General features: G+C 72.9%; 13 protein-coding genes. 7 read left to right on the top strand and 6 right to left on the bottom strand.

Annotated features, from left to right (window positions below; genetic code table 11):
- Positions 1–87: 87 nt before the first annotated feature.
- Entirely contained in the window at positions 88–771 is a 684-nt protein-coding gene (gene rpe, locus OG514_RS00465; protein ID WP_266889584.1) for a ribulose-phosphate 3-epimerase, read from the bottom strand.
- A gap of 428 nt (positions 772–1199) precedes the next feature.
- Here rpe and OG514_RS00470 point away from each other — a divergent pair, with 428 nt between their 5' ends.
- From OG514_RS00470 to OG514_RS00495, 6 genes are read left to right on the top strand one after another with little or no spacing between them, the layout of a single operon-like run.
- The gene (locus OG514_RS00470; RefSeq protein WP_266889586.1) at positions 1200–1619 is read left to right on the top strand and encodes a WXG100 family type VII secretion target; all 420 of its coding nucleotides are present in this window, start codon (positions 1200–1202) and stop codon (positions 1617–1619) included.
- Between the two features lie 17 nt (positions 1620–1636).
- Positions 1637–1939, top strand: coding sequence for a WXG100 family type VII secretion target (locus tag OG514_RS00475; RefSeq protein ID WP_266889588.1), 303 nt, complete (start codon positions 1637–1639; stop codon positions 1937–1939).
- A complete protein-coding gene (locus tag OG514_RS00480; RefSeq protein ID WP_266889591.1) occupies positions 1939–3762 on the top strand; it encodes an RNase A-like domain-containing protein in 1824 nt (607 codons plus the stop codon). Before OG514_RS00475 ends, OG514_RS00480 begins: the two co-directional genes overlap by 1 nt.
- Before the next feature lie 19 nt (positions 3763–3781).
- Positions 3782–4531, top strand: coding sequence for a hypothetical protein (locus OG514_RS00485; RefSeq protein WP_266889593.1), 750 nt, complete (start codon positions 3782–3784; stop codon positions 4529–4531).
- Positions 4525–4824 (top strand): RNase A-like domain-containing protein, encoded by a 300-nt coding sequence (locus OG514_RS00490; RefSeq protein WP_266889595.1) that lies wholly within the window; start codon positions 4525–4527, stop codon positions 4822–4824. Before OG514_RS00485 ends, OG514_RS00490 begins: the two co-directional genes overlap by 7 nt.
- Before the next feature lie 16 nt (positions 4825–4840).
- Complete coding sequence (locus OG514_RS00495) at positions 4841–5497, top strand: contact-dependent growth inhibition system immunity protein (protein WP_266889597.1); 657 nt, start codon at positions 4841–4843, stop codon at positions 5495–5497.
- A gap of 64 nt (positions 5498–5561) precedes the next feature.
- On the opposite strand, the gene OG514_RS00500 is transcribed toward OG514_RS00495, so the two are convergent.
- Positions 5562–6974, bottom strand: coding sequence for an RsmB/NOP family class I SAM-dependent RNA methyltransferase (locus tag OG514_RS00500; protein WP_266889599.1), 1413 nt, complete (start codon positions 6972–6974; stop codon positions 5562–5564).
- Positions 6975–7236: 262 nt separating this feature from the next.
- Positions 7237–8169 carry a methionyl-tRNA formyltransferase gene (fmt, locus tag OG514_RS00505; RefSeq protein WP_266889601.1) on the bottom strand — a complete coding sequence of 311 codons (933 nt, stop codon included), beginning with the start codon at positions 8167–8169 and terminating at the stop codon, positions 7237–7239.
- 227 nt (positions 8170–8396) lie between these two features.
- Here fmt and OG514_RS00510 point away from each other — a divergent pair, with 227 nt between their 5' ends.
- Positions 8397–8915 carry a hypothetical protein gene (locus tag OG514_RS00510; protein WP_266889603.1) on the top strand — a complete coding sequence of 173 codons (519 nt, stop codon included), beginning with the start codon at positions 8397–8399 and terminating at the stop codon, positions 8913–8915.
- Between the two features lie 174 nt (positions 8916–9089).
- Here the strand turns inward: OG514_RS00510 and OG514_RS00515 are convergent, their stop codons facing one another.
- The 3 genes from OG514_RS00515 to coaBC form a co-directional block, all read right to left on the bottom strand.
- Positions 9090–11237, bottom strand: a complete 2148-nt coding sequence (locus tag OG514_RS00515; RefSeq protein WP_266889606.1) for a primosomal protein N' — start codon at positions 11235–11237, stop codon at positions 9090–9092.
- A 94-nt stretch (positions 11238–11331) separates the two neighbouring features.
- Positions 11332–12540 (bottom strand): methionine adenosyltransferase, encoded by a 1209-nt coding sequence (gene metK / locus OG514_RS00520; protein WP_266889609.1) that lies wholly within the window; start codon positions 12538–12540, stop codon positions 11332–11334.
- Between the two features lie 298 nt (positions 12541–12838).
- Entirely contained in the window at positions 12839–14059 is a 1221-nt protein-coding gene (coaBC, locus tag OG514_RS00525; protein WP_266889612.1) for a bifunctional phosphopantothenoylcysteine decarboxylase/phosphopantothenate--cysteine ligase CoaBC, read from the bottom strand.
- Positions 14060–14085: the final 26 nt, after the last annotated feature.

The following is a 14085-nucleotide window of genomic DNA, read 5'->3' on the forward strand; positions in this document are numbered from 1 at the left end:
CTGGACTCGCCGTCCATCCTGTCAGATCCGGCGAGCCTTGATCAGTCCTGTCGGCGGCCCGACGGACCGCGTTCATCAGCCGGAGGCTCAGTGGCCACATGCCCACGGGGCGGTGGCCGTCACGGCGTCGGCGCGGGCTCGCAGCGAGGCGACGGCGGCGGCCGGGTCGGCCGCGCCGTAGACCGCGGAACCCGCCACGAAGACATCGGCGCCGGCCTCGGCACACCGCTCGATCGTGGACTCGGCGACCCCGCCGTCGACCTGGAGCCACAGCTCCAGGCCGTGCTTGGAGATCAGCTCACGCGTGCGGCGGATCTTCGGCAGCATGATGTCGAGGAAGGCCTGCCCGCCGAAGCCGGGCTCGACGGTCATGATCAGCAGCATGTCGAGCTCGGGGAGGAGATCCTCGTACGGCTCGATCGGCGTGGCCGGCTTGAGCGCCATCGAGGCGCGCGCGCCCTTGGCCCGGATCTCCCGCGCGAGCCGCACGGGCGCGGCGGCCGCCTCGACGTGGAAGGTCACCGACCCGGCGCCCGCCTCGACGTACTGGGGCGCCCAGCGGTCGGGGTCCTCGATCATCAGGTGGCAGTCGAGGGGCGTGTCGGTCGCGCGGGCGAGCGACTCCACGATCGGCACACCCAGGGTCAGGTTGGGCACGAAGTGGTTGTCCATCACGTCGACGTGCAGCCAGTCGGCACCGTCGACGGCCTTGGCCTCATCGGCGAGCCGGGCGAAGTCCGCGGACAGGATGCTGGGGTTGATCTGCGCCATGAGGCAAGCCTCCCACGTTCTTGGGTACTTCTTTGCCGCCGAGCGGTTTCGGTTGCGGTCCAGACCATTTTCGGTACGAAGCGACGAGGCCGAGGTCGGTGCAGACCGGGATATTGCGGTCAGGTGATCGAAGGGTCGGGCACGGTCGCCCCCGCGTCGGCCCTCCACTGCCGACCGTGACCACCCGGCGACGGCTTCAGCCACGGCGCGCCCTCGTGGATCACCCGGCGCCCGGCCCGTCCCGCCGGAGCGCCGGACCGCCCGGATGGGGGCGTGCGCCCGCCCCGGCCTCGGCGATGCCGGCTCGGCGGCTTTGCGCCACCACACCGATCTCACCTGACCGCTTCTCAACTTCCTTTCTCTGGAAGCGAATTGTAGGTTGCAGCGCGCGACGTGGCGTCGTGCGACCGAGGGGCGGGGAGACCGGCATGACGGTGCACAACCCTGATCTACGCGTGCCCGAGGACGACGGGCTGACCAAACTCGCCGACGATCTCGACGCCATGCAGCGGCACCTGAACATCCAGGTGCAGCGGATGGACGGGATCGTGGACCTGATCCAGGCGCGCTGGCGTGGTGCCACGGGGAACGCCTATCGCGTGCTGCACACGGAGGCCGCGCAGGACGCCGTACGCATCCGGGAGCAGCTACGTCTCCTTGAGGAGGCCGTCCGGCTCAGCCGGGACGGGTTCACCGACCAGGAACTGGAAGTGCTGGAACGCATGCGGCGGGCACAGAGCCAGGTGGACGTGGCGAGAGAGGCGAACGCCCTCCAGTCCCCGTCCGCGCCGGGCACCGCGGAAACCGGGCCCGTGCCCGGGCCGCGCAGCCGTATCGACGACCTGTAGGGGTAGGGGGAGCAGACGTGGCGGGCGACGAGCACATAGCCGTGGACATCACCGCGTTACAGGCGCTGGCCGGAGAGCTGGAGGAGATCCTCAGAAAGCTGAACGACGAGCTGAGCCTGCTGTACGAACGCACGGAACGGGTGGTGCTCGGTTGGCAGGGCGAGGCCCGCGAGGCCTTCGTGCTCACCCTGGACGGGTGGAGCGCCGAGATGGCCGACCTCAAGGCCAGTCAGGCCTGGCTGCACGCCTCGGTCACCACGGCCCACGCCAACTACTCGGCCGCCCACCAGGCGGTGCTGCGCGGCTGGGGTGCCGCCTGATGGGCATGCCACCGCCGCCGCCCGTCGGAGGAAGCGGGAACGGCCAGCCGAACGTGCCCGCGGTCCCGTCCCCCGCTCCGGGCAAGCTGTACGACCCCCAGGGCAAGGACATCTCCCAGGGCCAGCCGCCACCGGACCCGAACAAGCAGGTCCAGGACCTCAAACCCTCGGTGGACCCGGGAGGGTTCGCCGGCGGCTTCGATGTCGACCCGCCGCACGTCTGGTACACGTCGTACCTCATACGGAACCACCAGACCGGGTTCCACCAGGCCCCGCAGAGACTTCTCGGCACCCTGGACGGCCACCCACGCGTGTGCGGGGTCGGCTCGGGTCCGGAGGCGTTCGCGAAGGCCTACGAGGACGTCTCGGGCCGCTACCTGGACGTGTGGGCCGCCGCGGTGGCCGCCGTCGGCGGGGTCTCGGCCGGCCTGACCATCACGGCGAACAACTACGTCAAGGCCGAGTACGCCTCCAACCCCGCCCTGGGCACCCCGACCAGCCTGAAGCCCGTACCGGACGTCATCCGGACCCCGCCCTCGTACGGGAAGGCGGCGTATCTCGGCTGGCGGACCGGGGGCGGGGGCGGCAACTTCGCCGAGCGGATCATCAACAACGTCCTCGGGCAGATCGGCAACGCCGTCCAGGGGCTGATCCGCGAGGCGATGGACAAGGCCCTCAATCACGGGAAGGTCGGCCAGATCACCCCGGGCGGCGATGATCTCGAACTGCCGAAGGTCAGGGACGCCTGGCGGAAGATCTCGGACGACGCCAAGGAGTCCGGCAAGAACCTGGACGACGCGATCGCCTACCTGCGGAACCCGGACGCGGCGGCGGTGGAATGGCAGTCGGCCATGCATCAGTTCACCGCGAGCCTGTGGGGGACCGCGTCCTGGGGCAAGGGTGGCAACAGCCCGGTCGCGCACGGCTACGACTGGAAGCACCCCCCGTCGGGGCAGCAGGGCCGGAGGCCCGTACTCCAGATCCTGATCGACATCGCATGGAAGATCGCCGACATCCTTCAGCTGTTCACCAAGGAGGTGGAGGACGTCCGCGACGTGATCGAGAAGGAGTACCTCCATGCGGCCAAGGAGTGCATGGAGCTGGACAGTGTCAAGGACTTCCTCAAGGACGTCGGCTCACTGCTGCTCGGCGGGCCTGCGGGACTCGCCAAGCAGTTCCTCGACAACCTGGACGAAGGCAAGCTCAACACGGGCGTGGACAAGTACAACAACAACACCCACCAGCTCGCCGATCAGCTGAACGCCCTCAGACCCGTACTGGACGAGGCCCGCAGGAGCGTCCCCAGCTACCAGGCCGAGGAAGCCCGCGCCCAGACCGTCGGCGCGCGCACCATCGAGGGCTACGAAACCACGCACAACTGGACGGTCCCCGGGGACCTGAAGACGAACCACCGGTACCCCATCGACCTGGCGAACCAGGAGGACATGAAGGTCGGCAACCAGACCGCGCACGCCATCGACCGGCACGTGGGGCTGACCCCGGAGGAGCTGCAGCGGCGCATGCGAGACGCCAGCCCGACCCCTCCTCGCGCCTCCACCTTCTACGATCTCGCCACCGCGCAGCACTACGTTCAGGCAGCCATCGACCGGGAAACGGCCCAGATCGCACAGAAGATCCTGAACGACGAGAACGGCAACCTCTTGTTCACGGTCGACTTCTCTCCGGCCGTCACGGGTGTCACCGTGACCGGCCCCAACGCCCAGCCCGTACCCGTACACAATGTGAAGGTCCGTCTCCAGTTCACCGATGACGGACGGCAGCCACCGTTCATCGTCGTCACCGCCTTCCCGGAAACGCCCTAGCACCGTCAGGAACCCGCCCGTGCATCAGAACCACTTCCGCTACGCGGCCGCGCGCACCCTGCTCGCTCCGTTCCTCTCCCGCGCCACCCGGGGCGTGCCCGTCGACCCGGCGCCGCGGGAGGCCGCGCTCCAGGCTCCGTTGCGGGTCCTGTGGGACCGGTCCGAGCGCGGTGGCCCGACGGTGTACGAAGCCGCCGCGGAGGTACGGGCCCTGGCGGACGCACTCGCCGAGGGCGCGGCGACGACGTCAAGGATCCCCGACGACCTGCGGGAGCTGGCCGCCCGGTCCGGTGCCGGCGGGGAGCCGGCGGTGTTCCTGGACATCGCCGCGTACGTCGACGCGTGGCAGGTCGGCATGAACCCGAAACTCGCCGCCGCCGTCCCGACCGCCTGGGAGCTGGCCCAGCGGTTCCCGCTGCTGCACGGCATGCTCGACGCGTACTTCGGCCAGGACGGCATCGCCATGGAGGAGGAGGAGCTGTCCGACGTCGAACGGATCGGCCTCTACGTCGCGTACTGGCACGGGCGCGGAACCTGCCCGTGGCGGCTGCCCCCCGTCGTCGCCGAGTGCGCCGAAGCCCTCGCCCTGTTCCAGGACGACGACACCCTGCGCCGCTTCTTCGCCGGCGACCTCGGCCTCGGTTCCGCCTCCCACGGCTCCTGGTCCGCCTGGCTGACCCTGATCGCCGACACCCTCACCACCCACCTGCGCCGGGAGCACGGGCCCCTCACCTGGACCGGCGGCCGAGAGGAGCAGTCCCCTTGCTGACACGTTCCGCCACCTACCCCGATCGGGAGACCGCCCAGTGGGCCACTCAGGCGGTGGTCTCGCAGAACGAACAAGCGGTGCACCGGTGGCTGACCCGGTCGGACCGGCAGCGGCTCACGATCGAGGCCTGCTGGCCGTCCCGGCCCGAGCCGGTCGGGCAGGTACTGCCCCAGGCGACGATGCTGGCCGGCCACCCGCCGGTGGACGTGCGGGCCGCTCGGGTGGTGCTGAGGCGGGCCCCGGACACACCGCTCGGGTTCACCGTGCACGCCACCTTCCCGATCCTCCCGTGACAGGAGAACGCCTCCGATGCCGCTGACTCCCCTCCAGCACGACCACCTGTACGGCGAGATGGACCAGGTGCTCCGCGCGTACGCCGGGCAGCCCGCGGACGACACCGAGGAGAAGCCCAGCGAGGCCCTGACGGCCTACCTGCGGCACACCTGGCACACCCGCCCCTGGGCGGTCGGGGTCGCCGAGAGCCAGCTGCGCGAGTACGCCCGCCATCCCCCGGGGCCGTTGCGGCTGCGCCTCGGTGAGGTCTACCCGCTGCCCGACCCGGGACTCGACGGGCCGCTGATCCAGGCGTGGCTGCTCACCGTCGCCGGGCATCTGCGCCGTTGTCTGGCGGAGGGCGACGTGCCGCCGCCGGGGGCGCCCCGGACCCGCTGGGAGTGGCAGGCCCGGTTCCCCGAGCTCGGGCAGCTGCTCGGCGGCTGGTTCTCGCAGGACTTCGGCGAGGAGTTCGAGGACCACGAAGAGGCCCTGCGGGACTATCTGGAGGGCACGGACCGGTCGCTGGTGGCGCGGCTGTGCGGGGAGGTGCACGAGCTGCTGGCCCTGCGGCTGGACGAGGCGGAGTACGCGTACGGGCTGGCGCTGCTGGGTCTTGAGGTGGACCCGCCCGTCCCGTACACGCACGGGGCATGGCTGGGGACGATCGCCGAGGACGTCCTCAGGGGCTGACCGGCTGACCGGCTGACCAGCGGCCGGAGCGCCCCCGGTCGGTCCGGGGGCGAAGGCGGAACGCTCAGGCGGTCCGGCGGATCAGCGCCAGATACATGGCGTCCGTACCGTGCAGATGCGGCCAGAGCTGGACGTCCGGTCCGTCGCCGATCGCCGGTACGCCCGGCAGCAGCGGACGGGCGTCGATCAGCTCGGCGCCGCCGACCTTCTTCAGTACGTCGTCGACGACGACCCGGGTCTCGGCGAGATGCGGCGAGCAGGTCGCGTACCCCACGACACCGCCGACGCGGACGGCGCTCAGCGCCTCCGTGAGGAGGGCGCGCTGGAGCGGGGCGAAGCCGTCCAGGTCCTCGGGGCGGCGACGCCAGCGGGCCTCGGGGCGGCGGCGCAGGGCTCCTAGGCCCGAGCACGGCACGTCCATGAGGACCCGGTCGAAGGAGCCGGGGCGCCACGGCGGGCGGGTGCCGTCGGCGGCGATGACCTGGTACGGGCCCGGGTTGCCGGCGAGGGCGCGCTCGACGAGACGGGCGCGGTGCGGCTGCTTCTCGGAGGCGAGCAGGGCGGCGCCCCGTTCGGCGGCGAGAGCGGCAAGGAGCGCGGCCTTGCCGCCGGGGCCCGCACAGCCGTCGAGCCAGCGGGCGTCGGGGCCGTCGAGCGGGGCGTTGGCCAGGGCGATCGCCACGAGCTGACTGCCCTCGTCCTGGACGCCGGCCCTGCTCTCCTTCACCGCCTCGATGGCACCGGGCTCGCCGCCCTCGGCCATCCGGACGGCGTACGGCGACCAGCGGCCCGGCAGGCTCTCGGTGGCCGCGGCGAGCTCCTCGGTGGTGGAGCGGCCGGGGCGGGCGACGAGGGTGACCTCGGGGCGCTCGTTGTCGGCCTCCAGGAGGTCCTCGATCCCGGCGCGGCCGCCGCCGAGGGAGTCCCAGAGCGCCGAGACGACCCAACGGGGGTGCGAGTGGACGACGGCGAGGTGGTCCTCGGGGTCCTTGTCGTACGGCGGGGCGACCTGCGCCACCCAGGCGTCGAGGTCCTGAGCCGAGATCTTCCGCAGCACGGCGTTCACGAACTTGGCCCGCCCGTCACCGAGCACCACCCGCGCCAGCTCGACGCTGGCGGAGACGGCGGCGTGGGTGGGGATCCGGGTGCCGAGCAGCTGGTGCGCGCCGAGCGCGAGCACGTCGAGCACGGGCGGGTCGACCTCGCGCAGGGGCCGGTCGATGCAGGCGGAGATGATCGCGTCGTACGTGCCCTGGCGGCGCAGCGTCCCGTACACCAGCTCGGTCGCGAGCGCCGCGTCCCGGCCGTCGAAGTTCCCGCCCTCACGGGCCTTCCGCAGCAGCGGCGGCAGCACCAGGTTCGCATAGGCGTCCCGCTCGTCCACCGCCCTCAGGGCCTCGAAGGCGAGCATCCGGACGGGGTCCTTCTGGGGCCGCCGGTAGGGCTTGTGGGGACGGCGACTTGCCTGCTCGCTCAAAGGTGCTCCGCGTGACGAAATGAAAGAGGTCGAACCCCCCAAGCCTACGTCCGCCGCGCCCCCACCCGCTCCCGGGCCCGTGACGGCCGCGTGGAGACCCCTAGGGCCTGTCTTTCGGATCATGCCGGATCAGGGAGCGGGGCCTGGTGCGTGCGATCGCAAGGCGGAGGAGGGAGTCGACGCGGAGCGTCGGCGACCGACGACAACGCGGCGAGCGTGCGTGCCAGGCCCCGCGAGCCCGGCATGATCCGAAAGACAGGCCCTAGGTGCCGAGGAGCTCGCCGGGCGCGATGCGCACGCCGCGGGCCCAGTCGGCGGCCTTCATCGGCTTCTTGCCCTGGGGCTGGACCCAGACGAGTTCGACGGCGTACGAGCCGGTGCCCGCGTACACGTTGTTCTTGCCCGCCGCGAGCTCGCCCGGGGCCAGGTCGGTGCGGTCGGGCAGCGGGGTGACCTGGATGAGCTTGAGGCGCTCGCCGCGGAAGAGCGTCCAGGCGCCGGGGGCCGGGGTGCAGCCGCGGACCACGCGGTCCACCCGGAGGGCGGGGGCCGCGAAGTCGACCTGGGCGTCCTCGACCTGGATCTTCGGGGCGAGGGTGAGGCCCTCGATGGGCTGCGGGACGGCCTTGAGCGTGCCGTCCTCGATGCCGTCCATGGTGGCGGAGAGCAGCCCGGCGCCCGCGAAGGCGAGGCGGGTGAGCAGGTCGCCGCTGGTGTCGGTCGGCCGGATGTCCTCGGTGACGACGCCGTAGACGGGGCCCGAGTCGAGGCCTTCCTCGATCAGGAAGGTGGAGGCGCCCGTCACCTGGTCGCCCGCCATCAGCGAGTGCTGCACGGGCGCCGCGCCCCGCCAGGCCGGCAGCAGCGAGAAGTGCAGGTTGACCCAGCCCCGGGCGGGGATGTCGAGGGCGACCTTGGGCAGCAGCGCGCCGTACGCGACGACCGGGCAGCAGTCGGGGGCGATCTCGCGCAGCCGGGCGAGGAAGTCCTCGTCGCGGGGCCGGTTGGGCTTCAGGACCTCGATCCCGGCCTCTTCGGCCCGCTGGGCCACCGGGCTGGCGACGAGCCGCCGGCCGCGGCCCGCCGGGGCGTCCGGCCGGGTGACGACGGCGGCCACCTCGTGCCGGCCGGAGGCGAGCAGGGCGTCCAGGGCGGGTACGGCGACCTCGGGGGTGCCTGCGAAGACGAGCTTCATGGGTGGCGACTGCCTGTCTGTCCGGGGGCTTTACGGGCAGCGCACCAGTCTAGGTGCCCCGTACGGAGGGGGCGTACGGAAGGACGAGCGCCCCGCGCATATGCGTGTACGCCCCCGATGCGTGACCCAACTCCGGGTGGCGCGTTGGTCAAGAGAGATTGACCGAATCGGGTCGCCGTTCCCCCCTGCGGCCCTTCCCCTTACATGCCGGTTCGAGAGGCTTTCACATGGCCGACCACGCAACCCACGACGCCCAGGCTCGGGCGAGTCTGCACCTTCTGGTGCGGGACATCGAGCGGGTCCGGCGGCAGGTGGACGCACTGCGCACGCTCACGGCCCAGCTGGGCAATGTCTACCGCCCTCGCCGCTCCGGCCCGTCCACGGGCTTCGTCGTCTACGGGCGGGCCCCCGCCCCGACCGTTCGTCTCGCCCAGGAGCTGCGGGACAGTGTCGAGACCCTGGTGACCGCCGCGGTCGACTTCGACCGCTCGCTCGGGTTCTCCTGGGACGCGGTGGGCTCCGCCCTCGGAGTCACCAAGCAGGCCGTCCACCGCCGTTACGGTGCCCGCCGGGCGCCCCAGCCGGGCGTCGGCCTCGACCAGGAACCGATGGTGGAGCCGACGGCGACCCGCACGCTCCCCTCGGTGCCCGCGGCCCGCTCGATGCCTCCGCAGCCGACCTCGGGCAGCGCGGCGCTCCGCGAGGAGCCGCGTACGTCGGCCTTCCCCGGCCCGCGCAACGGCTGACCCGCGAGCGCCCCACGGCCGTCCGCCCCCACCGGGGACGGGCGGCCGTCCCGTGTGCCGGGTCCACGTCCGCCTGCCTCCGCACCCGAGGCGCGCACGCGGGAACACCCGAGTCGCGCGCGGCCACACCCGGGTCGCGCGCGCCGGCCGACCCACCGCGCCGAGTACCGCTCGTCAGCCGATGTCCGGCGGGTCCACCCGGATCCGCACGGGGTCGCCGCCGCCTCGTGCGAGCCGGGCCGCGCGGGCCTGCTTGAGGGCCGCCGCCAGGGCCGCGCCGCTGCCCGGCGGGACCCGGACCAGGGCGCGGTCCCACTGCTCGCCCGGCGGCGGGTCGCCGGGCCTGCGCGGCCCGCCGGGGCGGACCAGCGGCAGCGGCACCGGGCCGAGCACCTCGGCGTCGGCGGGCAGCCCGGCCGCCGCGAGGAAGCCTTCGACGGCCTCCGGGAGACCCGTCACCGCCGCCATCCGGGAGACCGGCGGGAAGCCCAGTTCGGCCCGCTCGGCCAACTCGCGCTGGGCGTGCCCGACCGGGTCCCAGCGGACGAGCGCCTGGACCGGCCGGAGCGTCGGCTCGGCGACCACCACGACCACGCCGCCGGTGCCGCCCTCGCCCTGGCCGCGGACGAGCGAGGCCGCGTCGATCCAGCGGCGCAGGGCCTCCTCACCGGCGCGCAGATCGGGCCGGCCGAGCATGGCCCAGCCGTCGAGGAGCAACGCGGCCGCGTAGCCGCCCTCGGCGACGGGTTCGGCGCCGGGGGTGGAGACGACGAGCGCGGGGCGCCCTGGCACGGTGTCCAGGACGTGGTCCCGTCCCGAGGTCCTCACCGGCACCGCCGGGAACGCCCGGCCGAGCTCCTCCGCCGTCCGCCGTGCGCCGACGACCTGGGCGCGCAGCCTGGTCGAGCCACACTCCACGCAGTGCCAGTCGGCGGCGCCGCGACCGCACCAGGCGCAGTGCAGTTCCCGCTGTTCGGGGGCCTCCAGGGGACCGGCGCAGTGGCGGCAGCGGGCGGGCGTCCGGCACCGCTCGCAGGCCAGCCGGGGTACGTAACCCCGGCGGGGCACCTGGACGAGCACGGGCCCGGTCTTGAGTCCTTCGCGTACGGTCTGCCAGGCCAGCGAGGGCAGCCGGGCCGCCCGCGCGGCCTCGTCGCGGGCCAGTTCGCCGTCGCCGACGGTCCGGATCAGCGGGGCCGCCTTGCGGACCTGTTCGCGTCCGGCGCTCAGCGGCTGGGCCCAGCCGGACTCGATGAGCTGGGCGGCCTCGACGGTGCAGCTGGTGCTGCCGAGGAGGAAGGCGCACCGGTCGTGGGCGGCGCGGAGCAGCAGCACGTCGCGCGCGTGGGGCTGCGGGGCGTGCGGCTCGCTGTGGCTGCCGTCGCCGTCGTCCCAGATGACGACGAGCCCGAGGTCCCGGACGGGGGCGAACATCGCGGCCCGGGTGCCGACCACGGCCCGCACCGCGCCGCGCCGCACGGCGAGCCACTGCGCGTACCGCTTCTCGGGGCCCGCCTCGGCCGTGAGCAGCGCGTGCCGCCCCTCCCCCAGGACGGCGGTCAGGGCCGCGTCGACCCGTCCCGCCGCACGGCCGTCCGGTACGACGACGAGCGCGCCCCGGCCGGAGGCCAGGGTGGCGCCCACGGCGCGGGCGATCTCCTCGGCCCAGAACGGTCCCGGCAGCGCGTTCCACACGGCCCGGGGCGCCCCGCCGCGCGCGAGGGAGTCCAGGAACCCGGGCCCCCGCTCGTACCGCGTCCAGGTACCCGGCTCGGGCGCGGCCGGCGGCGGCAGCGGCTCCGGGGAGGGTCGCCCCTCGGCGCGGGCGCTGCGCGGCGGCACGGCGAGCTGGAGCACGTCCGCGAGGCTTCCCGCGTACCGGTCGGCGACGGCACGGGCGAGCCCGAGCAGCTCGGGGCCGAGGACCGGCTCCGGTGAGACGACGTCGGCGAGCGCGGCCAGCGGCCCGGAGTAGTCCGAGGTGGCCAGCCGCTCGACGAGGAAGCCGTCGATGAGCCGTCCGCCCTCCCTGCGCCCGTTCTTGACCTGGTGCGCCCCCGCGCCGAACCGCACCCGGACCCGCACCCCGGGTCGCGCCGTCTCGTCCAGCTCCTCGGGGACCGCGTAGTCGAAGAACTGGTCGAGATGGAGCGAGCCCTTGTTCACGACGACCCGTGCGACGGGCAGCTCCTTGGCCAGCGCGGCCCCCCGCCAGGTCCGCGGCTTGGCCCGCGGCACCTTCGCCTTCCGGACGGTCTCCCGGATGAGGGCGAGCTGCTCGGGCTCGTCGGCCTTGTCGGGCCTCTCGTTCTCGCTGCTCACAGCCCCATACCTACCAGACGCCACCGACAACCGGGCACGGCCGAAGCCCGGCACCCCCACGGGGTACCGGGCTTCGGTCACATACAGCCTGGGACTACAGGCCGGCGGCCTTCTTCAGGGCGTCGACGCGGTCCGTGCGCTCCCAGGTGAAGTCCGGCAGCTCGCGGCCGAAGTGGCCGTAGGCGGCGGTCTGGGAGTAGATCGGGCGGAGCAGGTCGAGGTCGCGGATGATCGCGGCCGGGCGGAGGTCGAAGACCTCGGCGATGGCGTTCTCGATCTTCTCGTTCTCGACGGTGTTGGTGCCGAAGGTCTCGACGAAGAGACCGACGGGCTCGGCCTTGCCGATCGCGTAGGCGACCTGGACCTCGCAGCGCGCGGCGAGGCCGGCGGCGACGACGTTCTTGGCGACCCAGCGCATGGCGTAGGCGGCCGAGCGGTCGACCTTGGACGGGTCCTTGCCGGAGAAGGCGCCGCCACCGTGGCGGGCCATGCCGCCGTAGGTGTCGATGATGATCTTGCGGCCGGTGAGGCCGGCGTCGCCCATCGGGCCGCCAATCTCGAAGCGGCCGGTCGGGTTCACCAGGAGGCGGTAGCCGTCGGTGTCGAGCTTGATGCCGTCCTCGACGAGCTGCTTGAGCACGTGCTCGACGACGAACTCGCGGATGTCGGGCGCGAGCAGCGACTCGAGGTCGATGTCGGAGGCGTGCTGCGAGGAGACGACGACCGTGTCGAGGCGGACGGCCTTGTCGCCGTCGTACTCGATGGTGACCTGGGTCTTGCCGTCGGGGCGCAGGTACGGGATGGTGCCGTTCTTGCGGACCTCGGTCAGCCGGCGGGAGAGCCGGTGCGCGATGTGGATCGGCAGCGGCATCAGTTCGGGGGTCTCGTCCGACGCGTAGCCGAACATCAGGCCCTGGTCGCCGGCGCCCTGCTTGTCCAGCTCGTCCTCGTCGCCCTCGACCCGCTGCTCGTACGCGGTGTCCACGCCCTGGGCGATGTCCGGGGACTGGGATCCGATGGACACCGACACGCCGCAGGAGGCGCCGTCGAAGCCCTTCTTCGAGGAGTCGTAACCGATCTCGAGGATCTTGTTCCGGACGAGGGTCGGGATGTCCGCCCACGCCTTGGTGGTGACCTCACCGGCGACGTGCACCAGGCCGGTGGTGATCAGCGTCTCGACGGCGACGCGCGAGGTGGGGTCCTCTCGCAGCAGTGCGTCGAGGATGGTGTCGCTGATCTGGTCAGCGATCTTGTCGGGGTGTCCCTCGGTGACGGACTCCGAGGTGAACAGACGACGGGACACAACGCTCCCTGGGGTTGCAGCGGCTGCTGGCTACTCGTGACGCGGACCGGCAGGGGGCTGCGCCCCGCGACGTTCCACGAACAGTCTATCGGTCGTGGTCGCGCTATGGACCAGGTGTCTCGCCTGGCGAATACGCGTGGGCGCGCGAAATCGGCCTCCGGCAAGGCGGAGGCGCCCGCCCCGGTGGGGCGTAAATCACTCGCGATTCGGCGTTTCGCCTTCACCGGGACGTCGTGAGACGCCGAAAATCAGCCGCCTGGCAGCCGGACCACCGAAGGCCGGAAACGCGCCACATGCGTCAGGTCGTGACGCGCAGCCGGGGCAGGACCAGGTCCCAGACCGTCTCGGCGAGCGCTTCCTTCGGACCGTACGGTACGGGAGTCTCGGCGCCGTCCGAGGCGAGCACGACGGCCTCGTTCTCCTCGGAACCGAAGGTCTTGCGCTCCCCCACCTCGTTGACGACGAGGAGGTCGCAACCCTTTCGGCGAAGCTTCTCCCGGCCGTTGGCGAGGACGTCGTCGGTCTCGGCGGCGAAGCCGACCACGACCTGGCCCGGCAGGGCCCGGTCGGCCGAGATCTCGGCGAGGATGTCGGGGTTGCGGACGAGCTCGACGGTGGGGGCTCCGCCGTCGTCCTTCTTCTTGATCTTCCCCGTGGCGTAGACGGCCGGCCGGAAGTCGGCGACGGCGGCCGCCATGACCACCGCGTCGGCGTCGGCGACGGCCTTGAGCACGGCCTCACGGAGCTGGAGGGCGGTGCCGACGTGGACGACGTCGACGCCGGCCGGGTCGGGGATGCCGGTGTTGGCCTCGACGAGGGTGACCCTGGCGCCGCGGGCGGCGGCGGCCCGCGCGAGGGCGTAGCCCTGCTTGCCCGAGGAGCGGTTGCCCAGGTAGCGGACGGGGTCGAGGGGCTCGCGGGTGCCGCCGGCGCTGACCACGACGTGCCGTCCGGCGAGGTCGGGGGCGACGGTGCCGCGGGCGACGACGCGCCGGCAGATCTCGAAGATCTCCGCCGGGTCGGGCAGCCGGCCCTTGCCGGTGTCGACGCCGGTGAGGCGGCCGACGGCCGGTTCGATGACGACGGCGCCGCGGCGGCGCAGGGTCGCCACGTTCTCCTGGGTCGCCGGGTGCTCCCACATCTCGGTGTGCATGGCGGGGGCGAAGACGACGGGACAGCGCGCGGTGAGCAGCGTGTTGGTGAGCAGGTCGTCCGCGAGGCCGTGGGCGGCCTTGGCGAGCATGCCGGCGGTGGCGGGGGCGACGACGACGAGGTCGGCGGCCTGCCCGATCCGGACGTGCGGGACCTCGTGGACGCTCTCCCAGACCTCGGTCGAGACGGGATGGCCGGAGAGCGCGGACCAGGTGGCCGCGCCGACGAAGTGGAGGGCGGAGTCGGTGGGGACGACCCGGACGTCGTGGCCGGACTCGGTGAGCCTGCGCAGCAGCTCGCACGCCTTGTAGGCGGCGATACCGCCGCTGACCCCCAGAACGACCTTCGGCTTGGCTGCTGCGCCCACTGCTGCTCCCCGCGCTCGGATGCGTA

It is taken from the genome of Streptomyces sp. NBC_00572 (assembly GCF_026341815.1).
In the GTDB taxonomy this organism is placed as follows: domain Bacteria; phylum Actinomycetota; class Actinomycetes; order Streptomycetales; family Streptomycetaceae; genus Streptomyces.